At 56.6% G+C, this 22,930-nt stretch carries 31 protein-coding genes and 1 other RNA gene; 9 read left to right on the top strand and 23 right to left on the bottom strand.

Annotated elements, in window-relative coordinates; all coding sequences use genetic code 11:
* Window positions 1-180: 180 nt before the first annotated feature.
* The 9 genes from CDUR_RS03385 to CDUR_RS03345 form a co-directional block, all read right to left on the bottom strand.
* Window positions 181-483 carry a hypothetical protein gene (locus CDUR_RS03385; protein ID WP_179418985.1) on the bottom strand — a complete coding sequence of 101 codons (303 nt, stop codon included), beginning with the start codon at window positions 481-483 and terminating at the stop codon, window positions 181-183.
* Window positions 484-885 carry a hypothetical protein gene (locus CDUR_RS03380; protein ID WP_179418984.1) on the bottom strand — a complete coding sequence of 134 codons (402 nt, stop codon included), beginning with the start codon at window positions 883-885 and terminating at the stop codon, window positions 484-486.
* Window positions 885-1,241, bottom strand: coding sequence for a hypothetical protein (locus tag CDUR_RS03375; protein ID WP_290208030.1), 357 nt, complete (start codon window positions 1,239-1,241; stop codon window positions 885-887). Before CDUR_RS03375 ends, CDUR_RS03380 begins: the two co-directional genes overlap by 1 nt.
* Window positions 1,238-1,420: a helix-turn-helix domain-containing protein gene (locus CDUR_RS03370; RefSeq protein WP_179418983.1), complete on the bottom strand. Its 183-nt coding sequence runs from the start codon at window positions 1,418-1,420 to the stop codon at window positions 1,238-1,240. The genes CDUR_RS03375 and CDUR_RS03370 overlap by 4 nt, the downstream gene beginning before the upstream one ends.
* The gene (locus tag CDUR_RS03365; protein ID WP_179418982.1) at window positions 1,407-1,916 is read right to left on the bottom strand and encodes a hypothetical protein; all 510 of its coding nucleotides are present in this window, start codon (window positions 1,914-1,916) and stop codon (window positions 1,407-1,409) included. The genes CDUR_RS03370 and CDUR_RS03365 overlap by 14 nt, the downstream gene beginning before the upstream one ends.
* Window positions 1,917-2,771, bottom strand: coding sequence for a YqaJ viral recombinase family protein (locus CDUR_RS03360; RefSeq protein WP_179418981.1), 855 nt, complete (start codon window positions 2,769-2,771; stop codon window positions 1,917-1,919).
* A complete protein-coding gene (locus CDUR_RS03355; RefSeq protein WP_179418980.1) occupies window positions 2,768-3,394 on the bottom strand; it encodes a hypothetical protein in 627 nt (208 codons plus the stop codon). Before CDUR_RS03355 ends, CDUR_RS03360 begins: the two co-directional genes overlap by 4 nt.
* A 96-nt stretch (window positions 3,395-3,490) precedes the next feature.
* On the bottom strand, window positions 3,491-4,273 hold the full coding sequence (locus tag CDUR_RS03350; protein WP_179418979.1) for a phage antirepressor KilAC domain-containing protein: 783 nt from the start codon (window positions 4,271-4,273) through the stop codon (window positions 3,491-3,493).
* The gene (locus tag CDUR_RS03345; protein ID WP_179418978.1) at window positions 4,261-4,710 is read right to left on the bottom strand and encodes a hypothetical protein; all 450 of its coding nucleotides are present in this window, start codon (window positions 4,708-4,710) and stop codon (window positions 4,261-4,263) included. The genes CDUR_RS03350 and CDUR_RS03345 overlap by 13 nt, the downstream gene beginning before the upstream one ends.
* A gap of 325 nt (window positions 4,711-5,035) precedes the next feature.
* Between CDUR_RS03345 and CDUR_RS03340 the strand changes: the two genes are divergently transcribed.
* The 4 genes from CDUR_RS03340 (at window position 5,036) to CDUR_RS03325 (ending at window position 7,287) form a co-directional block, all read left to right on the top strand.
* Window positions 5,036-5,833 carry a hypothetical protein gene (locus CDUR_RS03340; RefSeq protein WP_179418977.1) on the top strand — a complete coding sequence of 266 codons (798 nt, stop codon included), beginning with the start codon at window positions 5,036-5,038 and terminating at the stop codon, window positions 5,831-5,833.
* Between the two features lie 682 nt (window positions 5,834-6,515).
* On the top strand, window positions 6,516-6,722 hold the full coding sequence (locus CDUR_RS03335; protein ID WP_179418976.1) for a hypothetical protein: 207 nt from the start codon (window positions 6,516-6,518) through the stop codon (window positions 6,720-6,722).
* Between the two features lie 56 nt (window positions 6,723-6,778).
* On the top strand, window positions 6,779-7,048 hold the full coding sequence (locus tag CDUR_RS03330) for a hypothetical protein (RefSeq protein WP_179418975.1): 270 nt from the start codon (window positions 6,779-6,781) through the stop codon (window positions 7,046-7,048).
* Window positions 7,048-7,287, top strand: a complete 240-nt coding sequence (locus CDUR_RS03325; RefSeq protein ID WP_233452985.1) for a hypothetical protein — start codon at window positions 7,048-7,050, stop codon at window positions 7,285-7,287. The genes CDUR_RS03330 and CDUR_RS03325 overlap by 1 nt, the downstream gene beginning before the upstream one ends.
* On the opposite strand, the gene CDUR_RS03320 is transcribed toward CDUR_RS03325, so the two are convergent.
* Both CDUR_RS03320 and ssrA read right to left on the bottom strand, forming a co-directional pair.
* On the bottom strand, window positions 7,277-8,437 hold the full coding sequence (locus tag CDUR_RS03320; RefSeq protein WP_179418974.1) for a tyrosine-type recombinase/integrase: 1,161 nt from the start codon (window positions 8,435-8,437) through the stop codon (window positions 7,277-7,279). The genes CDUR_RS03325 and CDUR_RS03320 overlap by 11 nt on opposite strands.
* 157 nt (window positions 8,438-8,594) lie before the next feature.
* Window positions 8,595-8,971: a transfer-messenger RNA gene (ssrA, locus tag CDUR_RS03315) on the bottom strand.
* 84 nt (window positions 8,972-9,055) lie between these two features.
* Here ssrA and CDUR_RS03310 point away from each other — a divergent pair.
* Complete coding sequence (locus CDUR_RS03310; protein WP_179418973.1) at window positions 9,056-9,508, top strand: YheV family putative zinc ribbon protein; 453 nt, start codon at window positions 9,056-9,058, stop codon at window positions 9,506-9,508.
* On the opposite strand, the gene CDUR_RS03305 is transcribed toward CDUR_RS03310, so the two are convergent.
* The 6 genes from CDUR_RS03305 to prfB all read right to left on the bottom strand — a co-directional run bounded on the left by CDUR_RS03305 (window position 9,489) and on the right by prfB (window position 13,869).
* On the bottom strand, window positions 9,489-9,878 hold the full coding sequence (locus tag CDUR_RS03305) for a DUF488 domain-containing protein (protein WP_006063272.1): 390 nt from the start codon (window positions 9,876-9,878) through the stop codon (window positions 9,489-9,491). The two genes, CDUR_RS03310 and CDUR_RS03305, sit on opposite strands and share 20 nt — an antisense overlap.
* Window positions 9,875-10,372 (bottom strand): SsrA-binding protein SmpB, encoded by a 498-nt coding sequence (gene smpB, locus CDUR_RS03300; protein WP_006063271.1) that lies wholly within the window; start codon window positions 10,370-10,372, stop codon window positions 9,875-9,877. The genes CDUR_RS03305 and smpB overlap by 4 nt, the downstream gene beginning before the upstream one ends.
* A gap of 34 nt (window positions 10,373-10,406) precedes the next feature.
* Window positions 10,407-11,036, bottom strand: coding sequence for a flagellar basal body-associated FliL family protein (locus CDUR_RS03295; protein WP_179418972.1), 630 nt, complete (start codon window positions 11,034-11,036; stop codon window positions 10,407-10,409).
* A gap of 29 nt (window positions 11,037-11,065) precedes the next feature.
* Window positions 11,066-11,968, bottom strand: a complete 903-nt coding sequence (gene ftsX / locus CDUR_RS03290) for a permease-like cell division protein FtsX (RefSeq protein ID WP_179418971.1) — start codon at window positions 11,966-11,968, stop codon at window positions 11,066-11,068.
* A 34-nt stretch (window positions 11,969-12,002) separates the two neighbouring features.
* Entirely contained in the window at window positions 12,003-12,692 is a 690-nt protein-coding gene (gene ftsE / locus CDUR_RS03285) for a cell division ATP-binding protein FtsE (RefSeq protein WP_006063268.1), read from the bottom strand.
* Window positions 12,693-12,762: 70 nt separating this feature from the next.
* On the bottom strand, window positions 12,763-13,869 hold the full coding sequence (gene prfB, locus CDUR_RS03280; protein ID WP_040359754.1) for a peptide chain release factor 2: 1,107 nt from the start codon (window positions 13,867-13,869) through the stop codon (window positions 12,763-12,765).
* 54 nt (window positions 13,870-13,923) lie between these two features.
* On the opposite strand from prfB, the gene CDUR_RS03275 reads away from it, so the two are divergent.
* Window positions 13,924-14,793, top strand: a complete 870-nt coding sequence (locus CDUR_RS03275) for an inositol monophosphatase family protein (RefSeq protein WP_179418970.1) — start codon at window positions 13,924-13,926, stop codon at window positions 14,791-14,793.
* Between the two features lie 6 nt (window positions 14,794-14,799).
* Window positions 14,800-15,585 (top strand): histidinol-phosphatase, encoded by a 786-nt coding sequence (gene hisN, locus CDUR_RS03270; protein WP_006063265.1) that lies wholly within the window; start codon window positions 14,800-14,802, stop codon window positions 15,583-15,585.
* Between the two features lie 38 nt (window positions 15,586-15,623).
* Here the strand turns inward: hisN and CDUR_RS03265 are convergent, their stop codons facing one another.
* From CDUR_RS03265 to CDUR_RS03245, 5 genes are all read right to left on the bottom strand, one after another.
* Window positions 15,624-16,418: a S1 family peptidase gene (locus CDUR_RS03265; RefSeq protein ID WP_081598654.1), complete on the bottom strand. Its 795-nt coding sequence runs from the start codon at window positions 16,416-16,418 to the stop codon at window positions 15,624-15,626.
* A 182-nt stretch (window positions 16,419-16,600) separates the two neighbouring features.
* Entirely contained in the window at window positions 16,601-16,969 is a 369-nt protein-coding gene (locus tag CDUR_RS03260) for a biotin/lipoyl-containing protein (RefSeq protein WP_006063263.1), read from the bottom strand.
* Between the two features lie 18 nt (window positions 16,970-16,987).
* Window positions 16,988-17,248, bottom strand: a complete 261-nt coding sequence (locus CDUR_RS03255; RefSeq protein ID WP_006063262.1) for a hypothetical protein — start codon at window positions 17,246-17,248, stop codon at window positions 16,988-16,990.
* 11 nt (window positions 17,249-17,259) lie between these two features.
* Window positions 17,260-18,816 (bottom strand): acyl-CoA carboxylase subunit beta, encoded by a 1,557-nt coding sequence (locus CDUR_RS03250; protein ID WP_040359747.1) that lies wholly within the window; start codon window positions 18,814-18,816, stop codon window positions 17,260-17,262.
* Window positions 18,817-18,829: 13 nt separating this feature from the next.
* Window positions 18,830-20,326: a methylmalonyl-CoA carboxytransferase subunit 5S gene (locus CDUR_RS03245; RefSeq protein WP_006063260.1), complete on the bottom strand. Its 1,497-nt coding sequence runs from the start codon at window positions 20,324-20,326 to the stop codon at window positions 18,830-18,832.
* A 390-nt stretch (window positions 20,327-20,716) separates the two neighbouring features.
* Here CDUR_RS03245 and CDUR_RS03240 point away from each other — a divergent pair, with 390 nt between their 5' ends.
* Window positions 20,717-21,076: an aldo/keto reductase gene (locus CDUR_RS03240; RefSeq protein ID WP_006063257.1), complete on the top strand. Its 360-nt coding sequence runs from the start codon at window positions 20,717-20,719 to the stop codon at window positions 21,074-21,076.
* A gap of 720 nt (window positions 21,077-21,796) precedes the next feature.
* Here CDUR_RS03240 and CDUR_RS03235 read toward each other — a convergent pair.
* The gene (locus CDUR_RS03235; protein ID WP_006063254.1) at window positions 21,797-22,114 is read right to left on the bottom strand and encodes a hypothetical protein; all 318 of its coding nucleotides are present in this window, start codon (window positions 22,112-22,114) and stop codon (window positions 21,797-21,799) included.
* Between the two features lie 288 nt (window positions 22,115-22,402).
* Between CDUR_RS03235 and CDUR_RS03230 the strand changes: the two genes are divergently transcribed.
* Window positions 22,403-22,903 (top strand): hypothetical protein, encoded by a 501-nt coding sequence (locus CDUR_RS03230; protein ID WP_179418969.1) that lies wholly within the window; start codon window positions 22,403-22,405, stop codon window positions 22,901-22,903.
* The last annotated feature ends 27 nt before the right edge of the window (window positions 22,904-22,930 follow it).

Raw genomic sequence — 22,930 nt, 5'->3', positions numbered from 1 at the left:
GAATATAATCATGGCACTTATGGCAGATGTGGACACAGTTTGTGGCCGTGTCGCCGCCGCCCTGTGAACGCAATCGCCGGTGGTGAATATGCTCACCCCGCCCATTACACCCAGACTGCAACAGCATCGCCTCACAGCAGCCTTGAGACCGCTCAAGGATTGTGTTCACAACACTGGCGTTCATTGCCCCCACCGTGCCCTTGCATGGTCGATCAGCGTTTGCGCCACCGCGCTTAGCGCGGCCAGCGCCTCAGCATCGCACATCACTTCGAAAATCGCGGGGTCAACATTCGGTATGCCGGTTTCCTTCGGCACGAAACGCAGCGTCGCTAACCCTGACTTATTCACGGTGATGAACGCATCGACGCCTATCAGGGGGAAGTTCCCCGCCATGGGGCGTGCCACGTAGTCGCTTCCGACGATGTACTTTTCCGACGTTGTGAAATTTTGGCCAAGCAGAGTGACCGAAACCATGTCTTCCATTTACGCAGCTCCTACCAACACTGAACCAACATTCATGTTGAACTCCCAGGGGAAACCCCCAGCAGCTTTCAAATCGTCACACAGGCCCCGGCGGCGCTTCAGCAGTCGCCGCGCATCCATGGCCGCGCGCCTCGACTTTTCGCGGCACACCACACGTAATTGCTTGTCAATGTCCTCGATCAGGGATTCCAGCCGGTCAATGTAGCAATCTCCCCGGCTTGTGCGGCCTGCTGTGCGCTCCAGCAGCTCCACGGTGTCCGCGTAGGCGGGGTCACTGCCGCCACCCTCGACGATCACAGCGCGGCCTGAGGCGTGTCGCATGAACGTGTAGGTTCGCCGGTTTTCCGACTCGACAAACCCCAGTTCTTTGCCCTTCTCGTTGAGGCTTTTCACCTCAAACATCACTCACCCCTCCCCGCGACGCTGTACATCGCACGCACACTGGCACCAACGCTTTGTAACGCCCTCAACTCCAGTTCCAGCGCCTTGGCCAACCTGTCCGAGTATCGATAGGCGGCTTCGGCTAATTCTTTCTCCTCACGTGCGGGCATGGTTAGCAGGGACGCCCGCATTTCCCTCTCTTTCACCGCACCCTCAGCCCCAAGGAACGCCGCCGCGTACTCCTTGTCGAAGTTGCGGGCGGACTCGTCGCGGGCTTTCAGCGCGTCGGTGACCACGGCGACGCCTTTGGCGATCCGGTTGGACAGCTCAAGGATTCGCTGCTCAACCTCCACCGGGTTCAGGACGGGGGTTGTCACAGCCCCTCCCTGAAGATTCCAAGCACTTCCTCCCTGCGCAGTCGCACGGTGCGGCCGCGCCAATAGCTTTTCAGGACGCCCTGGCTGATCCATCGCCGGATCGTGGCGGGGTGGACGCTGACCAGTGCGGCGGCGTCTTTCACCCCGATCAGTTCAGGTTCGGTTTTACGCGGCGGCATTGCCGTTCTCCTCTACGGGCTGTTGAAGTTGCTTGTTTCGGTTCATGAGCTGTTCACGCACGTTGTCAAGGACGTTGTTCTGTTGTGCGTCGTTCCAAATCTCGCGCAGCTCATCGGGGTTTTGGGCGTTCTTGATGCGGTCGTCAAGCTCTTTCACCTTGACTTTGCGCATTTCGGAGCGGGTGACGCGTTTGTTTCCGACGTACCCAAGGTTTGCCAGCGCGCGGCCAATGGCTGATGTTTCGCAGGTTTCCAGCGCGGCTGTGGCCTGTGTCATGCCCTTGCCGTCCACCTCGAACGCCCAACCGGTTGCGGCGGGCTTCTCGTCATCCTTGTGCTTCCAGATGGTGGCCTTCATCACCCACCGGGTCGCCCCGATGTTGCCCATGTGTTCGACTAGTTCCGTCTGGATGCGGTAGTGGGGGTATTTCTCACGGAAGCGTATTAGGCGCTCTTCGACCGGCTCATAGTCATTGAGGTTGATTTTTCCCGCCATTTATTCACCGTCCTTCTTCGGCAAAGTCACTTTCACCTGCTGCGTTGTGCTGGCACCCTGACGCATATACTCGGCATGCAAATCCGGGTGATCCTCCTTGAAGCGTTTCGCGTCGAAGCGTGCCGCTGGCTTCGGGGTGAAAATCGTGATGGCCCCACAGTCGGAAGAAAACTTCATGTCCTTGCCTCCCGCGCGTTCACGCATTTTCTCTTTGGCGGCGTCGAGGCGGTGCTTGGCTTCCTGCTGCGCGAAAAACGCGCGCTTGTACTCCTCGATGAGTATGCTCCATTCCACTTGGTCAGCGGTCGGAATATTCTCATCGCCCGCGAGGAAGCGCAACGCGGTTGCCTTCAGCTCCTGCTGTATTTGCGGGTCAGCATGGATGACCTGGTGCTTGATCTCGACCGGGGTGTAATTGTCGTGCACCTCCCAGGCGAACACGCACCAGCGCATGCCGGTCACAAAAAGCTGCCATTGCACCTGAAGCAGGTAGTTCTGTGGAATCTCGTCCCAATCGTGCTTGGTGGTTTTGATTTCACCGATACTGTTGGGGCCGATCATGTCCGGGGTCGCGGCGAACCGCTCATCCTCATCAGACAAGATCAGCTTGTCATTGTGCGTGAGTGTCTGGTCAGCGAAAAGGGTGACGTAATCACTGATGAAGGGTTCGCGGGCAACACCCCATTTGATGGCGGGGTTGTTGCTGAGGTCGCGGGTTTTGCCGTTCTTTTCGGCGCGGACGGTGCGCCACGTGCCGGGGCCTCCTAGGTGGAGGCGTGCGACGTCGGTGGCGGTGACGACGTTGCGGCGTTGTTCCAGCCATTCCTCACGGCTGGTGTTGAGCAGGATTTTCACTTGGCTCCCCCTATTCCGGCCATGTGGCGTAGGTAGTCGATTGATTGCTTTTCTTCTGCGAGGCACATGGGCATGACAACCCCGATGACACTTTCGTCGTACAGGCTGTGGAACACCCATGCAGTGGCTCCGGCCGCGACGGGGCGGACGGCGATGCCTTTCAGGTGTCGCAACAGGTGCGGGTTGACGGGTAGTAGCTCATTGGTGTTGATGGTGTCGGTGGCGTTACCCACCGTGAGTTTGATCATGCCGATGATGTCCAGCGGTTTCGCAAGTGCGGCGTTGTTGAATTCGATGCGGTCGGTGCCTTGGGTTGCCTGCACATGTTCCTTGTCGAAAACGAGTGTGACCATTCCTCGTTTTTTTGCCAGCCATGTTTTGAGGCTTTTACAGTCAGCGAGTGACAGCGCGGCGTTTGGCATTTCCCCTGTTCGGGTTGCTACTGCGTCGAGTCTTTTCGCGATGCAGATGATCCGGTTGGTGGCCAAAAGTAGTGGTACGCCTTCGATGATGGCGATTTGCACCTGGTTGATTGGTGCTAGCTTTTCATCTTTGCTTGCGCACGGCGTGACCTCCTTGAGTGCTTGGGTGAGGTCTTTTTTGTCGATGACGAATCCGCCCATGTCGTAAACTTTCTTTCTAGAAACAAACAGCTAGTGTGACGATGGCCACGAGAAGGACGCCGTTGACGGCTCCCCACATGGCCCAATTCAGATCGCTCATGACTCCAGCCCCAATTTCGTGTGGATGAAGTCAATTCCAGACGGCTGCACCCGCGTCGTGTAGGAAACCCCGTCGGTGCCGTTGCCGCGCTGGTAGGCGTATGCCTTCACCTCGAAATACTTCATGTACCGCTGGTATGGGGTGTTCCGCATGTGTCCCTTCGGGATCAAAATGCCGGCATTTCGCAGCATCTGAAACAGCTTGTTTTGCGACAAGCCGAACATTTTCGCCACCGACCCCACCGAGTAGGTGCCCTCAGCCTCAATGAACGCATCGTAGGCTTGGGCCTTCGGGGCCAGCTCACTGGCTTGCTCCTCAAGCTGCTTTTGCGCGACCCCCACCTGTGCATGAAGCAAGATGTTTTGCGCCTCTACCTGGTTGCGTTCGCGCGTGAGATTGTCGATGATGCCGTTGGCTTCGATGAGCGCGGCGGCGATGAGTTCGTGGCCTTGCAGCGGCGCGGGGGCTTGTGCTTTGAACTGTTTTTCGACTTCGATGAAGTATCGGCGGGCTTGGCGGCCTTTTTCGGTGCGCTGAATCATGGCGATTTCTTTGGCCATGTCCAGGCTGATGATGTGATCTTCGCGGGGACGTCCTGCCTGTTCGGGGGTTTTGCTCAAAAATGAGTAAAACTCTTTGCCCTGCTCAAAGCCGTATTCGAGCATGCGCGGAAACCAGTCGTTATAGCGCGTCTTGACTTCCAGGAAGGCGTGCAGGTCGCGGCCCATGACCGCGTGCATCCCCTCGTCAGTGCGGGTGATGGGGATCAGTTCACCCATGAAACTCTCCGTTCGTTTTCGAACATTTCATCTAAAAGCTCGTGGAACCTATCACCCGGAACGCTGTGACCTTCTTTTGTCACTGTGGCTTTTTCACCCCATCCGACACACACAGCGTCGGAAGCCTCCTGAAAAAGTGTTTCCATCTCTTCAAGGTCTCCAGACTGTACGCAAAGGTCGCGCTCAAGCAGGATTAACGCGGAATAGATTCGCGGCACAACGCTCTTGACTTCGGCGCGTGTGCGCTCGTGGAAGCAACCTTTTAGCACCTGTTTTAGGGTGTCGCTAGCGGCGTCGATAAGCGTGCGTGCGGCGGAAAGCTGCATTTGCAGCTGCTCCAGGGTGGGCGGGATGTTGAGCTTATCGACGCCCCCGACTTTGGGGGCATCGTTTCGGTTTGCTTGTGAAGCCTGTGGCTTCGGGGTATTGTTGCTCATGTCTTTTTCTTTCTGTGTGCATGTCTGTGAAGCCATGCACACTTTTTGTTATGACCAGTAGGAAATGACAAGCAGGTTAATGATTGTGAGTAGAAACATCGTGAATGGTGAGTACATTTTTCCTCCAAGATGAGTGTGAAAATATGGGGCGATTCACTTCCCCCGTGGCGTGCCGGGTACTCGCATCCCGGCTAGTCGCTGGTTCACGCCGTTGTTTAACGCCCGAAAGTCGATAAGGCTTACCTCTCCCCTAGCCCGCTACGGTTGTGGGGAGGTTTCCGCATATCTGCACCCATGGTCATCGCATTCTAAAACCCCTGCTCGCATGGGCAAGTGGCCTTATCTAGGTGGGCGGCAACGTGATCATGGCCACGCTGCCAGCTATGCACTATTGGTTTTTCACACAACACTTGTCAGGTTGGCGGGGATTGGTTTACCGGTTATGGCCGGTACGCCGTTCCGCTGTGCGGTGGTTTTCCAAGCCGCCCGCCTTGCTCGACTGACCACAGTTTTACTCAAGTGTGAAGATTTGTCAAACGTCTTCGATATTGCCGCCCCTTCTTTGCCCCCGTTAAGCAGATTAACCAGCAATTTTAAGCTTTTGCACAGATGCGTACGGGTGAGTAAAGTTGTGCACATGGACCACAAAGAATGGTTAAAAGTCGCCACAGACGGCGCGTCGTTTCGCGAAGTGGGGAGGAAGATCGGCGTTTCCGATTCGGTAATCAGTCAACAGTTGCGCAGGGGGAGGCTCTTGTCAGAAACGGTTATCGCTATCTGTCGCGCCTATGACCAGTCCCCCATTCAGGGGCTAGTGTCCACCGGGTATCTCACATTAGATGAGGTCGATCTTGAGCGCTCAACCGGCGAAACCAAATGGCTCACGGGGCGGGAATTAGTGCAGGAACTTGCCGCGCGGCTCGACCTCGACACCGCAAGATTCAAAGAAGCTACCTTACAAGAATCAAATAAAAATATAAGTGAAATACATGCAAATCGTAAGAAGAATAGCTACGATGAAGGCATTCCAGTATTCGACTATGCACCGCACGAATACGCCGCTGACTCAAGCCCGGAAGAGACATGGCCCGATGAGCTACGCACGACTGGAGGCCGAAGCTAGACGCCTCAATGTGGAAATTACCTGCCACAAACACGGCCCCAAAGGGGCATGGATACCGCACCTGAAACGCGTATCTATCAGGGAAGATTTGATAGGGGGGGGGGCTGTTAGTACACTTGCTCACGAGTTGGGGCACGCTCATTTTAGACACCCGGCGGGGCACTCACCCTGCAATGAGCTAGCGGCCGATAGGTGGGCGGCAAGGGCGCTTATCGATGCCGATGAGTATCGCGAATTGGAGCGACTATTTCCGGGGGAGGATTTTCTTATCTCTCAGGAATTGGGGGTGACCCGGCACCTGCTTGGGGTATGGCGGCGGCATGAGGCTTGGCGTTGCGCACCGCAATTGCTTGATGTTTTCTAATGCCCAATGCCCCCCGTTGTAGGGTAAAGGTATCACACCACTTGAAAGTGGTCGCAGTCTGCTGTAATATAAATCTTGTAAGGCAAACAGCCCTTACGAAAACTCAATAGTGGAAGGGAGGTGAAGACCTTGACACTCTCCGAAAAGCTTATGATCGCAACGATCGTACTTCAGGCCATTGAAGTTATCTACATCGTGCGACAAGGCCGAAAGAAGTACCAAGGACGCCACCGCAAGTAACCCACGGGGCTGGATAACCGTAATATCCAGCCCCGCAAGGGGAAATCCTTCCACACCAACCCCGAAAGGACAAGACCTATGACCGCATACACCACGATCAACGACGTCAAAGACTACGTGCACAAAGTCCTGGCAACCTCCGAAGGCTACCCCCAAGATTTCGATATCGAGGCCATAGCCAGCGAAATCAGCACCTACGACGCCGAAACGCAGGGCTTCATCATCACCGCCGATGATGGCGAATTCTGGGACATCGTGCGCAAGCACGACAGCAGCCAAAACTAGCCCACAACCAAAACCCCAGGGCCGCGCGCCCCGGGTAATCCCAGGAAGGAAAAGAAATGGGAGACGAAAAATTCGAGTTTGACCCCCGCGAATACCGGGTCATGGTTGAGCATGATGGAGAGTTCAAGCCGCTAGGCTACATCGACGAGCTTCCAGAGTTTGAGGGGCACCCCTCAAAGCTTGCTCTAGTGGCGCGGATCGTACCCTACCTGATCAGCACTGTTTGCCTGATTGGCGGCATTTGCTACGGCAATTGGCTGATTACTATCGCTGCCGCCGCACTGATTGCAGTGCGCGCCTTCTACGAGGCGAAGGGGCGCATCTAATGACTGCCCCGCTCACCGAAATCATGCTCCCCGGTGGCGGGGTTCTCTGGTCTGTCACCAAGATCAGCGAATACACAGGCATTCCCCCGCACTCCTTCACTTCATATGTTGCGCGGGGCCAGGCCCCCGCCCCCACCCACCATGTCGAACGCACCCGCCTATGGGATGCTGAAGCCGTTAAAACCTGGTGGGCGAACCGTCCAGGCAGAACTGGACGGCCCCGCAAAGCTAGCCGGTAAGCGCCTTACCCACGCCCTCCATAAGGGCGGCGGGGCGTCCATCGGAAACTCGCGCATACACCCCTAGGATCGTTGCCACGTCGTCCTGACCGAGTAACGCACCAACTTCCTTCACTGTGGCCCCCTGCTCCAGCAGGCGCGTTATAAGCCAGTTCCGGCCATGGTGTGGGGTAATATCGTCCCGCACACCAGCGCGGGCACGCGCCCGAATGAAGATCGACCGATACGACGTGTCGAACATCACGCCCCCATTGCTGGTGGGAGTCACCCAATCATCCGCCTTGGGGCCGGTGAACCGCTTCAAATGGTCAATAACCAGGGGTGCAAATTCTGCGAGAATGGGCACATCACGCCTGCCTGCTGACGATTTTGGCGGTTGCAAAACCATTTCCACATGCCCATCTTTTGTGATTCTCTGCACATTTCCCCTGATCTTGATCACAATTTTCCCGCCCTTCACGACGACGTGCCGCCGCTTCAACGCCAAAGCCTCCCCTACCCGCACCCCGTGGAAAAGGCACAGCGCCGTGACCAGCTTGCATCGATCCCCCATCTCGTCGTAGATGGCGCGCAATTCCGCATCATCGGGCATTTTCTTCACTTTGGTTGCGGGCCGCCGTCGCGCCGCACGTACGTTGACGGGGTTGGTGGGGATAAGGCCCCGCTCCACGGCTTCCGCGCATGCCGCACGCAACCTTTTGTACGCGGCCTGGTTGGTGGTCTCAGCCCCGGGGAAAGCCGCACAGACTGCATCCCACCAGGCGTGGACATCGGCGGACGTGAGCGCCGCTAGGGGAATGCCTTTTAGCTTGCCTGCCTTGCCGTCTGCGTCGAGAATTCGCAGCCTGGCTACCCTGGTGTAGTTCTGCAGGGTTGAGGCACGTACGCGGGCTGCCAGCGCCGCATGGAATTGCTCTAGCCATTCCCCCACGGTGACGTTGCCGTACTCTGCCTGCTGTGCGCGGTGCGCGGGGGGCGTCCACTCATCAAGCTCAATCAGCCTCCACTCGGACGACAGCCACGCTTGCGCGGCTGCTTTCGCGCGGAATGAATGCCCCGGCGTGTGACTTCGCCCCTGGTGGAAGTATTTCGCGTACCATAACTTCCCGATCTTCCTTACGTTGCCGAAACTGCTTTTTGACCTGGACATATTACCCGGACTGCTTTCCTTTTCTATTGCACAATTATTGCACAATTTGAGCGTACAGATGCCCTCAGATGTATACAAATGTACACACCCTAAAAACGCTGTGACCTGCGAAAACAAGAAAGAAACCCCCGGTAGATAACTACCAGGGGTTTTCCATCTGTGGAGCTGCCGGGAATTGAACCCGGGTCCTCCGTCGCTTTGCCAGGGCTTCTCCGTGCGCAGTTCGCGCGGAATCTCTACTCGGCCCTCTGGATCGGTCGAACACGTCCAGATGATGGGCCCAGTTGGCGGTATGAAGTCCCACCCAACCCCGTCAACACGGCTGGGCAGCAAGTCCCTTAGTCGATGCCGGCTGCCAGGTCAGGGACAAACCTGGGCCGACAGACACGCGGTCGCTGTATTAGGCAGCGAGGGCGTAGTCGCGCTGAGTATTCTCGGCGCTTATGAGTTTGCTACGACGCTTACGGTGGTCTCTAGCCTGCACCGGCACGCTTCCCCTGACTCAATGTACGAAGTCGAAACCATATCAGCCCCGTGCATCCTTCACGCCGGGTCCCGTGCCAGGACTGCGTGGAAGGACTTCCTACTGTACTACACTTTGGATCAGGAGGGATAATCATGAGTGATAGTTCGGTGATCATAGTTGACCTGGATGTTCGCGGTGAGCGAGAGATCACTCGGCTTGCCGACGCCCTGAAGCGCTGGCTGCATCAACAAGAACTCACCGCCGACATTGACACTGGTCGGCGGGTTTTTACGCCGAACGCAAATTGCGGCACCATCGCCGTCTGCCCGAGATGCAGCAACAAGGTATCCGATTGGGTCGACATCGCAAACGATACTCTCACCGCTTGGGTCGAGTACCGCGGCGAGGACGGTGTGGCCTGCCCTCACTGCGCGCACACCAGCCGCGTTTCGGAGTGGGCATGGAGTGACGGCGAACCGTGGGCGCTCGGAGAATTAGCGATAACCTTTCACAACCCAGAACACAGCATCACCGGATCATTTCTCTCCCGTCTACAGAAACAACTTGACGGCCACGAGTTAAAAGTTATTCACTCCCATCTTTAGGCGCAGACAACCATTCTTCTAAAACAATCGCATGGTTACAGGTACGGGAATGCGCTGCGTACACAAGCACCACGTCGCCGGACTCCACAAGGGACATCAACTCATGAAGTTCCTGACTACCCGCAGAATATGCAGCATCAAGTTCCGCGAGGTACCGTTCCCGAAATTCTGTAAAACGCGCTGGCTCATGGCCAAACCACTTTCGCAGTTCAGTTGAGGGTGCCACGTCTTTCAGCCAATAATCGGGTGTGAACTGTGTTTTTGCCACCCCACGTGGCCAGAGTCGGTCAACGAGGACGGTGGCCCCCACGACGTCGATAAGTGGTGGGTCATGGATAATGTCGTGGACTTTAACGGCGGTAACAGTCATCCTTTAATTCCCTTCACTCTGCGCCCAAGTTCGCGGGTAATATCGCGTTCCTCGGCGCGACGTTTGAGGTCCTGGCGTTTGTCGTAGTCCTGTTTACCCTGTGCAAGACCCAGTTCCACTTTGAGGCGCCCATTACTGAAATACAGTCGCAACGGAACGAGGGTTTTGTTTCCGTCGCGGACTTTTCCCATGAGGGAATCAATTTCCCGGCGATGCAGCAGTAACTTGCGGGTCCTGCGCGGGGAATGGTTAGTCCAGGAACCCATGGAATATTCGGGAATGTGGAGATTACGCAGCCACACTTCGCCTTCGTCAATGGTGGCGAAGGAATCCACCAGGGAGGCCCGGCCCTCGCGAAGCGACTTCACCTCTGTGCCCACGAGCACAATGCCGCATTCGTAAGTATCAAGAATGGTGTAATCGTGCCGTGCCCGACGATTCGTGGCAATAACCGGGTTGTCGTTACCTTTTTTCTTCTTCGTTTTCTTAGCCATAACCCGGTCAAGTGTACCGAAACACTACCAACGTTTACGGCGCTATCCCCCACGTGCGCAGCAGCTCTTCCGCCTGCTGTTGTGTCTCCACGCCCTCCACAACCAGCGTAGGATGCATTACTTGGCCGTCAGAAGCGATGACCTCGCGGGATTCGTCGAGAAGATACAACACCGGGTGCTGTTCACTCGCGCAGGTACGCTGCAGCGCAGCCGAAAAACCGTCCTTTACGGCCACTGGATCCGCAGTGCAACCAGAGTTGTTCAAGTCGGCGCGATAGACGAACCCCAGGTAGGTGATCGACCGCCCTTCACGCTCCTGGATAGCACACATGTGGCGGGTGCCCTCAGGCCGTGGATCCGTCGACAGGTCTCGACACTGTGCGGACGGTGCCGGACCAGCGGCCTCCTCCAGAGGAAGCGCAGAAAATTCCTGCACAATTCGGTCGAACATGTGAGCAGACGGGGTGTCAAACTCCGGCCCAGGTGCCGGAGGTGCCGACGTATGATCCACAATAGCCGGCAACCCGTCGCCCGGAAGCTCCGTATTCTTCAGCCACCAGACCACACCCGCGACTCCACCACCAATCAGCCCCAGGCACACCGCCAGCACTACAAACAGCCCTGTTATCCGCCATTTCGGCTTCTTGGGTTTTGCATCGCTCACTGTCTTAATCAACTCACTTATCGACGCCGCTACTTCCGAACATACAGCCGCAAAGTAACAGCCGCAGTGATTGCAGCAAATATCATACCGGCTAGCGCTACGACAGGGAACACCACGCCAATGTCCTGAGTAGTCACTGGGGCTACCAGCTGGGAACGGTACAGGCTTTCCAAGGCCTTATCCACCACAAGCGATTTACCCATGATCAAACCAAAGACAGCCAGCAGCGACCCCACCAACACTGCGAGCACAGCCTCCAGCACAAACGGAGCCTGTGTGAACCACCGAGACGCACCCACCATGCGCATAATGGACATTTCTTCCCGACGGCTAAACGCCGCGATCTGCACCATGTTCACAATTAGGAACATTGCAGCAATCGCCTGAACAGCGGCGAGAATAAACGTGGCGTTACGGATCGCATCCAGATTTTCCGTCGCTCCATGAAGATCCTCTACCTGATCAATCACGTCACTCACCTGGGACAGACCCCGCACAGCATCCAGCGGCGATGTATCCAGCGGATCCTTCAAGCGAACATGCAGAACCGCCGGTAATGCATCTTTGGAGGTTTCCTGCGCCAGCAATGGGTCAGAGTCTTGGAAGAGTTCCATGAAACGCTGATAGGACTGTTCACGGTTACGGTAGGTCACGCTTTCCACCCCCGAGGATTCCTCCAACAGCTTATGCACCTCACTGCATTTCGCCGAGGAGCAGTCCTTATCGCTGGCAGAAATATCTTCGTCCAGCTCCACCATGACCTCAACACGGTCAAGGTAAATTTCTTTAGTGCGTTCCGTCATACCGGTAACAAGGAAACCCGTGGACAGCAAGGCCAGCGAAATGGCCGTGGTAATGACCAACGCGATGGTCATGGTGATGTTCTGCCCCAGCCCGCGCAGGCCCTCACGGAAAACGAATGCAAGTCTCATGAAATGTACTTTCTCCTTGTAGCGTCGGCGTTGGTTAGCGTCCGACGCCGTACACGCCGTGGGCTTCGTCGCGGACTAGTTTGCCAAGCTCAAGCTCGATCACGCGGCGTCGCATAGCGTCCACCGCCGAATTGTTGTGCGTGGACATAACAACGGTAGTGCCCGTCTTGTTAATGCGGTTGAGCAAGACCATGATGTCGTTGGCTGTTTCCGGGTCGAGGTTGCCCGTGGGTTCGTCGGCAAGTAGCAACAACGGTCGGTTCACCGAAGCGCGGGCGATGGCCACACGCTGCTGCTCACCACCGGACAACTCGCCAGGCATGCGGTCACCTTTGGCTGCCAAACCAACCATGTCAAGCGTTGCGGGAACCTGCTTATCAATCACAGACCTCCGCTTGCCAATCACCTCTAGGGCAAAAGCAACGTTCTCGTACACCGTCTTTTTCGGCAAAAGCCGAAAATCCTGGAACACATAGCCAATGCGCTGGCGTAGCTTGTTCACCTGCGACCCGCGAAGTCGATTCACGTGATAATCAGCAACGTACAGATCACCCGACGTTGGAGTTTCCTCTCGAAGCATCAGTTGCAGAAACGTGGATTTGCCTGAACCAGACGGACCAATGAGGAAGACAAATTCCCCCTTCTCAATGGTCACCGAAATATTATCCAGCGCTGGGCGCGTTGATGTCTTATACGTTTTTGTTATCTGGTCGAAGGTGATCACTCACATCACACTAGTTCACTCTCGGCCCTAGGCGACGCAACCCCGCTGAGGTTTTGCCAACTTTGTTAGGTTAGGAATTCTGCTGCTCCTCGGCCATGCGCCACCGAATCCCCGCTTCAAGAAATCCATCAATCTCACCATCAAGAACCTGAGATGGGTCGTTGACCTCGTACTTGGTGCGCAGATCCTTCACCATCTGGTACGGGTGCAGCACATACGACCGCATCTGGTTACCCCACGAAGCATTGCCGCCCGCACCCAGCGCGTCTAGCTCTGCCCGCTCTTCCTGCCGTTTGCGCTCCAGCAGCTTCGCCTGCAGCACACGCATCGCGGACGCTTTGTTCTGAATCTGGGATTTTTCGTTCTGGCAGGTCACCACAATCCCCGTCGGAATGTGCGTGAGACGGACCGCAGAGTCAGTGGTGTTCACTGACTGCCCACCCGGCCCGGAGGAACGGTACACGTCCACACGGATTTCCGAATCAGGCACCTCAATATGGTCGGTCTGCTCCACCACAGGAAGCACCTCTACCTCAGCGAAGGACGTTTGCCGCCGCCCCTGATTGTCAAAGGGGCTGATACGTACAAGGCGATGCGCCCCTTGCTCAACGGACAGGGTGCCATATGTGTATTCACCATGCACTACGAAGGTGGCCGATTTGATGCCGGCTTCCTCGGCATAGGAAATATCGTAAATGTCAACGCTGTACCCTGCTTTTTCCGCCCACCGGGTGTACATGCGCAGCAGCATTTCAGCCCAGTCGGCCGCGTCCACTCCACCAGCACCGGAGCGAATATTGATCAGCGCTTCCCTGGCGTCGTACTCCCCCGACAGCATAGTTTTGACTTCCAGCGTTTCAATCTCAGCACGGACGGCGGCACGCTCTTCATCGGCGGCCTCAATGCCGTCTCCCTCTTCCTCCGCAAATTCATACAAGATGGGAAGGTCGTCGAGCCGTTGGCGCAGCTCCGTCACACGGCGTAACTCCGCTTGCACATGGGACAGTTGACTGGTCACCTGCTGCGCATGGTCAGGGTCATCCCAGAGTGAGGGGTCGGAAGCTTGGGCTTCAAGCTCGCGCACTCGCTCTGCCATGCCATCGAGGTCAAGCACCTTTTCAATGGTGGTCAGAGCGGCATTGAGATCATTGATGTCTGCAGTCACGTCTGGTTGCACAGTGCATAAGCCTACCGCATGCATATCCCCGCTGTGCAGGGCACAATAGGGATCATGACAGCTCCGAAGAACCCGACCGAGTTCAACACCATGATCGATGCAGTGACCAAAACCTTTGTGATCGCCCACGACCAGGATACGGACGAACACTTGGCACAAGCACTGGTGTTTAACGCTGGCAGGTTGGCCTGGCGGATGCGCGAAGCGGGGGTGCAGACAGAGCAGAAAACTTCCATTTCCGACGTGGTCACAGATGCCGACCACGCCGCCGAGCGCTTCGTTGCTGGCGCGTTGGCGGCCTTGCGCCCCGAGGACGGCATCGTGGGCGAAGAGGGGACGAACGCGGCGTCGACAAGCGGGCGAACCTGGGTGGTGGATCCAGTGGACGGAACGTACAACTTTAGCTGCGGCTCCGACTACTGGTGTTCGGCGCTGGCGCTGGTCACCGGCGATCCGAGCAACCCCGAGCAGCTGCATTTCGGCGCGGTTCACCGCCCAGCGATGGGTTACACCTGGTTCGGCGGGCCGGGCATTCCCACCACCCGCGATGCCAAGCCTCTGCCAGAGCTTCACGACGTCCCCCTGTCCCATACGGGCCTGGGAACCTACCTGCACCCCACGTACCTAGGGCAGGTGGAGGTTAGGAACGCATGGCTGTCCGTGTCCACCCACTGCGCATCCATCCGCATGCTCGGGGCCGGCAGCGTTGACCTGGCGGGAGTGGCGGAAGGAACTTTAGGCGCGTGGATGCAACATTCCGTGGCTGAATGGGATTGGCTGCCCGGCCGCGCACTAGTTGAAGGTGTCGGAGGCACCTGCCTGACCATTCCAGCAGGCGGCGTGACCTGGCATGTTGCCGGAAACGCAACGGTTGTTTCGGAGATTCAGCACGCCCTGTCTGAGAGCATGAGTGCCGTAGAATAACCAGGCATGAGCGATTTTTCCACAGATCTAGCCTTTGCCCTTCAGCTAGCCGATGCCGCCGATGCGATCACCTTTGACCGTTTTGAATCTTCCACATTGCAGGTTGATTCGAAACCCGACATGACGCCCGTGTCAGACGCGGATCTTACCTGTGAGGGTGCACTACGCAACCTTATTGAACAGCACAGACCCGACGATTCCATCCTCGGCGAAGAATTTGGTGGCGACGCCGCCACGCATGGCCGCCAGTGGATCATTGATCCCATCGACGGCACCAAAAACTACGTACGCGGAGTGCCAGTGTGGGCATCACTCATTGCACTACTGGAAGATGGGGTGCCCGTCGTCGGTGTCGTCTCCGCGCCTGCGTTGACGCGACGCTGGTGGGCCAGCAGTGGCGGGGGTGCCTGGCGCAGCTTCAACGGCGGGAAACCACGCCAACTGCAGGTATCAAAAGTATCGACACTCGCCGACGCCTCCCTCTCCTTCTCTTCCTTCGAGGGTTGGGAAACCCGCGCCAAGCAAGAACATTTCCTGGGAATCACCAGGGACATATGGCGGCTACGCGCCTTCGGGGATTTCCTCTCCTACTGCCTGGTCGCAGAGGGCAGCGTGGACATTGCTGCCGAGCCAGAAGTCTCCCTCTGGGACTTGGCCCCTTTAAGCATCCTGGTCGCGGAGGCAGGCGGGCGTTTTACTTCCCTGAAAGGCGAAGAGGGCCCGCATGGTGGCGATGCTGTAGCCACCAACGGGCTCCTCCATGATGAGGTACTCCGCCGCCTCACCCCCTAGCGACGGCATCGATTCACAACGGGTTAGCGCAGGTTACGTTATGGCAGGTGGAAACCTGCCCCCACTCCCCCACTAGCGTTCAGATCAGCCAGAATCACATCGGCGATCGGCCCACTAGTCGGAGAATGCGCGGACCCCTGCAGCGGCGTGCGGCACGACCATTCTGGGACGGGCAACGTACCACCGGAAATCAAGCCGACAAAACGATCCCCAATCAGCAGCGGGGACCCTGAGTCACCCTGCATAGCACACACTTGAGACGTGTTGTAGACACTGCCCGTCTGCCACGACGGACCGCACGTCCACCCAGATGCGACGCCCTGCTTACACAATGTTTGCTGATTACCAATGGGCCCACCTAGAGCATTGATGGTGACACCGTTATAGCTGCGAGTCACTTCTGCATTAGACCCAAACTCGATGACCGCATAGTCCAGCTGGGGGTTCACCTTCACCACAGTGCCAGAGACGCCAACCTCCCAGGAGTCTGCGGAAGCTACGGCATCACCGACGCCCCCGCAGTGCCCTGCGGTGATGCCCACCATACGCCCTTGTCCATCAATGCCTGCTACAGCCAAGGTGCACAGCGTTGAGGGGCCCACAAAAAGCGGCGTACCGGGGCCGTAGAGGGATTTACCACGCGCCTGCGCATCCTTCGACTCTTGCGGGATGTCTGGGGCGTTAAACCAGCTTCCAGCGACGCGATGCAGAATCGCGCCGGCACGACCGGCCATGATTTGGGACTGCAAATCTTCAGTCCAGTGATAGTTAGGGCCAGAGGCTTTATCCACATAGGCTGTGGCGTCCTGAGCCATGGAATGGGGCGCACTCATAACTGCGGCTATTAAGACTCCTGTTGAGGCAACAGACCGCATAAGGTTCCGAAGGTGCATGAGGCAGGGTTACCTACTTTCTTGCATGAAAAAACTTAAGCCCTGCCTATCATGCCACAAGATTTAGCATCATAGAAGCAAAAATCCCCCTGAGCAAAGAAATAACTCAGGGGGACGTTTTTTTAGTTGATCTCGACCAGAGGCTGACCACCCTGCACGGCGTCGCCTACCGCAACGCTGATACGGGCGACAGTACCCGCATTCGGGGCAGTAATCTCTGTCTCCATCTTCATGGCTTCCAGAATTAAAAGCACTTGACCTGCTTCGATTTCGTCACCTTCATTGACCAAAATCTTAAACACAGACCCGGCTAGCGGAGCCACAACAGCATTGGCGGACATGCCCTCCACGCTGGCGGTGGTCGGAGCGGCGGGGGTATTACTTACGCCGCCGCCACCCCCCGTGATGATGGAGCCGAGCTTGCGCTGCTCCTCTTCGACCTCGACATCGACGCTGTAGGCGATGCCATTGACGGTCACTTTAAGTTTCATGACTTTTCCTTCGATCTTCTACAAGCGACGGGTTCGGACCTGCACGGCCTGACGACCCTGCGCAGCCCAGGTACGGTGGCGGCTGAAGTGCACAGCTCTAACCTTGCCCTTGTTGCCCATGTACGCGGACACAGCGGCACTGATGGCAAGCAGCACATCCTCAGAGATTTCGGAATCGGAGCGTGCCTTGAGATCGGCGAGTTCGCTTTCCACGGCGTCGAGACGCGTAGATAGTGATTTCACCAGCTCAAGCAGCTGCTCCTGAGATAGTTCCTGCATGACCTTTCTCCTTACACCGGCCCCAGACCATGCTTCTTGGCCGGGCGAGCGACACGCTTGTTCGTGAGAATCTCCAATGCCATCGCGACCTCGCGGCGGGTATCGGCAGGATCAATGATGTCATCCACCAAGCCACGTGAGGCAGCCATGAACGGTGTAGAGAATGTCTCCTTGTACAGCTTGACAAGCTCTTCACGCTTGGATTCCGCGTCTTCCGCTTCGGCGATCTCGCGGCGGAACACCACATTGACGGCACCGTCGGCACCCATCACAGCAATCTCAGCGGTCGGCCATGCGAACACGCGGTCTGCTCCCAAGTCTTTCGAGCACATGGCTAGGTATGCACCACCGTAGGACTTACGCAGCACAACAGTGACCTTCGGGACGCTTGCGGCGGAGTAGGCGTACAGCATCTTCGCACCGTGGCGAATGATGCCACCGTGCTCCTGAGCAACGCCTGGCATGAAGCCCGGCACGTCCACCAGCGTCAGCAGCGGAATATTGAAAGCGTTGCAGAAACGGATGAACTGGCTGCCCTTGTCGGAGGAGTTAATGTCCAACACACCCGACATCACGTTCGGTTGGTTGGCAATCACACCCACGGTGCGTCCAATGAGTCGACCGAAACCGACCACCAGGTTCTGGGCGTAGCCAGCTTGCACCTCAAGGAAATCACCATGATCTACAAGGCGGCCAATGACTTCGCGAACGTCATAGCCCTTCTTGCCTTCCACGGGAACAATGTCCCGAAGCTCGGGATCTGGCTCAACAATTTCGTCAGGATCAACGATCGGTGGCTCTTCCGTGTTGTTCTGGGGCAAGAAGCTCAGTAGCTTCTGCGCGATCAGCACGGCCTGCTCGTCATCGTCGGCAATGAAGTGAATGTTGCCGGCTTTGTTCATATGTGCATCTGCACCGCCCAGCTGCTCTGCGGTAACATCCTCACCAGTCACGGACTTGATCACGCCGGGGCCGGTGATAAACATATTGGCGTTGCGGGTCTGAATGATGAAGTCAGTCAGCGCCGGAGAATAGGCAGCACCACCAGCACAGGGGCCGGCGATGATGGAAATCTGCGGCACCAGACCGGACAGCAGCACGTTATTGTAGAACACCTTGCCGTAGCCAGAGAGGGAATCGATACCCTCCTGGACGCGGGCTCCACCCGAGTCATTGATAAAGATGAACGGCGTGCCCGTGTGAGCGCTAGCCTGCATCATGGCAGCCACTTTGTTCGACTGGGTTTCACCAGCGGAACCGCCCATCACAGTGAAGTCCTGCGACGCAATGTGAGCCGGGCGACCGAAGATGGCACCCGAACCAGTCACCACACCGTCAGCAGGCGCATCGGCCTTATCCATTCCAAAGTGCGTGGTGCGGTGGGTGGCAAACATGCCGGTCTCTTGGAATGTATCTTCATCCACCAGGGCGTTGATACGCTCGCGAGCGGTGAGCTTGCCGCGCTCATGTTGTTTTTCAATCTTGTCCTGGCCACCGCCAAGGGAAACGCGAGCCTTCTCCTCGTCGAGCCGGTCAAGGCGCTCCTGCATTGTGGGTTCAGTAGACATGTGTCAATCCTCCTTAGGCCGGTTCGACCTTGACGGTCTGAGAGCGGCCACCCACAGTGACCTTGTAACTAATCGGTTCGCGCACAGCGTTGGCGGAACCCGAGGCGGCAGCCTTCTCGCGTTCCAGCTGCTCAGCGGTCTTACCCACGTTCTTCGGACCCTCGCTACGGGTGCTGAAGAAACCGGGTGCGACACCTGGGAAGAGTGCGTTGGTGAGCACATCCTCATCCGTGCCGTCGTAGCCTTCGAGGTTGCTGGCCTCCTCAACAAGCTGGTCCCACTCTGGTTCCAGCAGGTCGGCGGGGCGCACGTCAATGGGCTTTTTCTTGGTCTGCGCTTCGGCTTGCTTGACCAGCTCTGGGTCGCGCTCGCCAATGCACTCGCCGTAGTAGCCCAGCATGAGGTCTGCAAACTCGGCGGTCATCACCTTGTAGCGGCCCATCAATACGTTAAAGACGGCCTGAGTACCCACGATCTGGGAGGACGGGGTAACCAGCGGCGGGTAGCCAGCGTCCTTGCGGACTAGCGGCACCTCCCGCATCACCTCATCGATCTTGTCACCAGCGCCTTGAGCTTTCAGCTGGGATTCCATGTTGGACAGCATGCCGCCCGGAATCTGGGAGAGGAAGATGTTGGTGTCCACCAGAGTTTCCGACTCGAACTCGGCGTACTTCGGACGAATGGTCTTGAAGTGGTCACGGATAGCAATCAGGCGATCCATGTCCAGGTCAGTGGTGTAATCGGTGCCTTCCAGCATTTCCACCAGAGACTCGGTGGGGTTGTGGCCCGGACCCAGCGACATAGAGGAAATGGCGCTATCCACCACGTCAGCACCAGCCTCAATGGCCTTCATCAACGTCACCAGAGTGACACCCGTCGTGGAGTGGCAGTGCACGTTGATCTGAGTGTCATCACCGTAGGTGTCTTTGATACCACGGATGATGTCATACGCCGGTTGCGGCTTGAGCAGGGCAGCCATATCTTTCAGGGCGATTGAATCTGCACCCATGTCAAGCAAGCGACCAGCTTGTTCAATGTATCCCTCCACTGTGTGCAGCGGGGACACGGTGTAACAAATGGTTCCTTGCGCATGCCCACCCACCTTCTTTACGGCGGCCATGGCGTGCTCAAGGTTGCGGGGGTCATTGAGGGCGTCGAACACACGGAAAACGTCCATGCCGTTTTCCTTCGACTTCTCCACAAATTTGTCCACCACCATGTCTTCATAGTGGCGGTATCCCAGGAGGTTCTGGCCACGCAGCAGCATCTGCAGCTTGCTGTTGGGCATCAGTTTGCGGAATGTGCGCAAACGCTCCCATGGATCTTCATTCAAAAAACGGATACAGGCATCGAACGTAGCGCCGCCCCAGCACTCAACACTCCAGAAACCTGCTTGGTCCATGTCTTCACATATCCCAACCATGTCTTCCATAGCCATGCGTGTGGCCATGAGGCTCTGGTGCGCATCGCGCAGAGCGACTTCCGTTACGCCAATTTTTCGCGGACTCATACATCCAAATCTATGTGATCTTGTTGGTATATGCAGGCAAAAAACCGGTACAGCTGTCCGGTTTACAACAGCCTTTTGCAGAAGCACCTCGCCAAAAACATGCCCGAACGGGCATATATGCACGATAATGAAAAAATTAGGTAACCCTGGTCAGGTGCGCAAGAACCGCGTCAAACCGCTGGCTAGTGAAAAATATCGCATTTTCAGAAGTAAAGAATCTGCGACTGAACACTGTTATTCGGGGGTATCCGGGTGTATGTGACTGACAAAAATACTTGTGTCGCGGGGGTGAAAAAGGCACTGCCGCACCGTCATCGGCACAAGCGATCCCCCAAGAAAGGCGTATAGTGACACCATTATCGCACTCTGGACAGTGTGCGACGGTTCCACGTGACGACGCCCTGGGCCCACGACGAAGACACCACGCGCGACGTCATCAAGCGCGCACTGGAACTCGGCATCAACTTTATTGACACCGCAAACGTGTACTCGCACGGAACCAGCAAAGAATTCATCGGCCGCTCACTCAAAAACCTGGGGGTCCCGCGTGACGACGTCGTGCTTGCCTCCAAGGTGTACTTCAACGACGGCGCTCTCTCCGCTGAGGCTATTGCCCGCGAGATCGACGGAAGCCTGACACGGCTCGGCACCGACTATTTAGAACCGTCGATTTTGATTACTCCACCCCCATTGAGGACACCATGGAGGCACCAGATTCCCTGGTCAAGGCCGGGAAGGTATGCGCCCTAGGCGCCTCAGAAATGTACGCTTACCAGCTGCACAACATGGAGATCGTGGCTGAGCTAAACGGGTGGATACCCTTTACATCAATGCAATTCACTAAAATCTGCTTTACTGCGAAGACGAGCGGGAGTTGCTGCCAGTATGCCGCCACTACGACCTGGCGATAACCCCCTACAGCCCACTCTCATCTGGGCACCTGGCACGTCGCGAATGGCATTCAAATTCCGAGCGGTGGAAGATGGATAAGATCATGAAACTCAACTACAGCGCGGTACGAAGACTTGAGATAAACCTCACGAGCGAAGAAGTTACCTACCTTGAGGAACCCTACGTTGCCCGCCCTGTGAACGGGCGGATGGATTACTTCTCATGCTCTACCAAACTGCACGAAAACCCTGCCTAAAACGCGATTTTGATAGATCACGGCGAGTCGAAATACCTCTTTTCCCAACCTGGAAATAGGCAAACTTAACGCAGTACACACAACAAAACCCCTCAGATGTCCTGCCACGCCTCGAACGCGGCGACGACAGGGGCAGTTGATGTAATCGTGTGGGAAGTATTCGTAGTCGACGATCATTTCGGTGTGCTCGTCGAGGTCGAGATCGGCCAGGTTAACCCAGTGGCCACGGATGTCGTAGGGGGCGTGGAGACAGACCGCTGGGGCCATTGCTGAGGGCTGAGAAGTCGTGCGGGGTTGACAGATGTTTATAACAACAGTTAGTTCTAGGCAGTCTCTAGCAGTTGCCATACTCCAGAGTCATTGATTAAATGTAGCTCTGGTTTTATCCACGCTCTTTCGTCGAGCTTATACAGTTCCTCTAGAAGACTGAGACCAAAGCTCGGCCCCCAGGGGTTCTCTAAATTGTGCTGTAATTTGCTCCACCCGGACTCTTGGATTCGTACAGGAATCTGCCATGGCAGGTCTTGCCCCCTATATCTCACCAAAAGCGCATCACCGTCAGATCCAATCAAAGCAGCATGGTCGGCATCAGCAGAGTTATCTGTATTAAGAGCATCGATAAATTCTTGTGCAAGACTCATATCATTTACACTTCGAGGTATTGGTGGGGAAAGCCGTGATGACATGATGTCCGTGCTCTGCCACAAAAATTGAAGGTTCAAGCGTCTTAACAATCGTCCCACGAATTTTATTAACCAAGTAAATCTGGGCTGAGGCGCAGAAACTTCCATCACGACCCGGTGAAGATGGCTGATCTCGTCTCGACCAGGTGGTGTTCTCCAGCGCAGTATTAATCGCGATACGGATCAGAGCATCCCCATCCTTTCCTTCAATGGCTGCGAGCGTTGACCATTGACGTTTCAAAGAATGTGACGGCAGCGATCGAAAACGCGGCCGAGCGTGCCGAGATTGCGACGCAACGCTCGGAAAACGCTGTGAAGTATCACCACGAGGTTGTCAAGGAACTGCGAGAAGAGCGGGAGCGCTACGCAGCAGAGATGGAGGCAGGGCGGTCGTGGCAGCGGGCGCTATGGCGGGCAGTCGGCGGCATCGGTCTTCATGCTTCTGCCCTACTGCTATCGGCCATGTGGGTCTTGCTACCGCTCGACGTGGCTGCTTGCGCTCTCGATATCGGCTCTTTTGGGGATTGGATCGCAGGTGTGGCCACTGACGGCTTTGGTGGCTTTGTATTGTCGGTTTTTGCGGCCATTGCCTACATGATCACCGTGAGCGCTGCCGTCTTCGTCTCCTATAAGGCTATGATGCTTTCCCTGGCAAACATTGATGAGACGGCCGAGAAGTGGAACGCGGCGTTGATGGCCGCGTCGAAGAAGATTCTCATCGTCCGCGACGAGGACGATGAGAAGTAGCCAAATTCTTCAAAGAGGTCACCTAGC

Origin of the sequence: Corynebacterium durum (assembly GCF_030408675.1) — a bacterium.
In the GTDB taxonomy this organism is placed as follows: domain Bacteria; phylum Actinomycetota; class Actinomycetes; order Mycobacteriales; family Mycobacteriaceae; genus Corynebacterium; species Corynebacterium durum.
Note: the sequence above shows the minus strand (reverse complement) of the source record. Positions and strands in the feature narration are given on the sequence as shown.

Excerpts from the sequence above, each read along its gene's own strand:
- CDUR_RS03385 (WP_179418985.1), bottom strand. The coding sequence starts at position 483 with ATGGAAGACATGGTTTCGGTCACTCTGCTTGGCCAAAATTTCACAACG.
- CDUR_RS03380 (WP_179418984.1), bottom strand. The coding sequence starts at position 885 with ATGTTTGAGGTGAAAAGCCTCAACGAGAAGGGCAAAGAACTGGGGTTT.
- CDUR_RS03370 (WP_179418983.1), bottom strand. The coding sequence starts at position 1,420 with ATGCCGCCGCGTAAAACCGAACCTGAACTGATCGGGGTGAAAGACGCC.
- CDUR_RS03365 (WP_179418982.1), bottom strand. The coding sequence starts at position 1,916 with ATGGCGGGAAAAATCAACCTCAATGACTATGAGCCGGTCGAAGAGCGC.
- CDUR_RS03355 (WP_179418980.1), bottom strand. The coding sequence starts at position 3,394 with ATGGGCGGATTCGTCATCGACAAAAAAGACCTCACCCAAGCACTCAAG.
- CDUR_RS03350 (WP_179418979.1), bottom strand. The coding sequence starts at position 4,273 with ATGGGTGAACTGATCCCCATCACCCGCACTGACGAGGGGATGCACGCG.
- CDUR_RS03345 (WP_179418978.1), bottom strand. The coding sequence starts at position 4,710 with ATGAGCAACAATACCCCGAAGCCACAGGCTTCACAAGCAAACCGAAAC.
- CDUR_RS03340 (WP_179418977.1), top strand. The coding sequence starts at position 5,036 with ATGGGCAAGTGGCCTTATCTAGGTGGGCGGCAACGTGATCATGGCCAC.
- CDUR_RS03335 (WP_179418976.1), top strand. The coding sequence starts at position 6,516 with ATGACCGCATACACCACGATCAACGACGTCAAAGACTACGTGCACAAA.
- CDUR_RS03330 (WP_179418975.1), top strand. The coding sequence starts at position 6,779 with ATGGGAGACGAAAAATTCGAGTTTGACCCCCGCGAATACCGGGTCATG.
- CDUR_RS03325 (WP_233452985.1), top strand. The coding sequence starts at position 7,048 with ATGACTGCCCCGCTCACCGAAATCATGCTCCCCGGTGGCGGGGTTCTC.
- CDUR_RS03320 (WP_179418974.1), bottom strand. The coding sequence starts at position 8,437 with ATGTCCAGGTCAAAAAGCAGTTTCGGCAACGTAAGGAAGATCGGGAAG.
- CDUR_RS03310 (WP_179418973.1), top strand. The coding sequence starts at position 9,056 with ATGAGTGATAGTTCGGTGATCATAGTTGACCTGGATGTTCGCGGTGAG.
- CDUR_RS03305 (WP_006063272.1), bottom strand. The coding sequence starts at position 9,878 with ATGACTGTTACCGCCGTTAAAGTCCACGACATTATCCATGACCCACCA.
- smpB (WP_006063271.1), bottom strand. The coding sequence starts at position 10,372 with ATGGCTAAGAAAACGAAGAAGAAAAAAGGTAACGACAACCCGGTTATT.
- ftsX (WP_179418971.1), bottom strand. The coding sequence starts at position 11,968 with ATGAGACTTGCATTCGTTTTCCGTGAGGGCCTGCGCGGGCTGGGGCAG.
- CDUR_RS03275 (WP_179418970.1), top strand. The coding sequence starts at position 13,924 with ATGACAGCTCCGAAGAACCCGACCGAGTTCAACACCATGATCGATGCA.
- hisN (WP_006063265.1), top strand. The coding sequence starts at position 14,800 with ATGAGCGATTTTTCCACAGATCTAGCCTTTGCCCTTCAGCTAGCCGAT.
- CDUR_RS03265 (WP_081598654.1), bottom strand. The coding sequence starts at position 16,418 with ATGAGTGCGCCCCATTCCATGGCTCAGGACGCCACAGCCTATGTGGAT.
- CDUR_RS03260 (WP_006063263.1), bottom strand. The coding sequence starts at position 16,969 with ATGAAACTTAAAGTGACCGTCAATGGCATCGCCTACAGCGTCGATGTC.
- CDUR_RS03255 (WP_006063262.1), bottom strand. The coding sequence starts at position 17,248 with ATGCAGGAACTATCTCAGGAGCAGCTGCTTGAGCTGGTGAAATCACTA.
- CDUR_RS03250 (WP_040359747.1), bottom strand. The coding sequence starts at position 18,816 with ATGTCTACTGAACCCACAATGCAGGAGCGCCTTGACCGGCTCGACGAG.
- CDUR_RS03245 (WP_006063260.1), bottom strand. The coding sequence starts at position 20,326 with ATGAGTCCGCGAAAAATTGGCGTAACGGAAGTCGCTCTGCGCGATGCG.
- CDUR_RS03235 (WP_006063254.1), bottom strand. The coding sequence starts at position 22,114 with ATGAGTCTTGCACAAGAATTTATCGATGCTCTTAATACAGATAACTCT.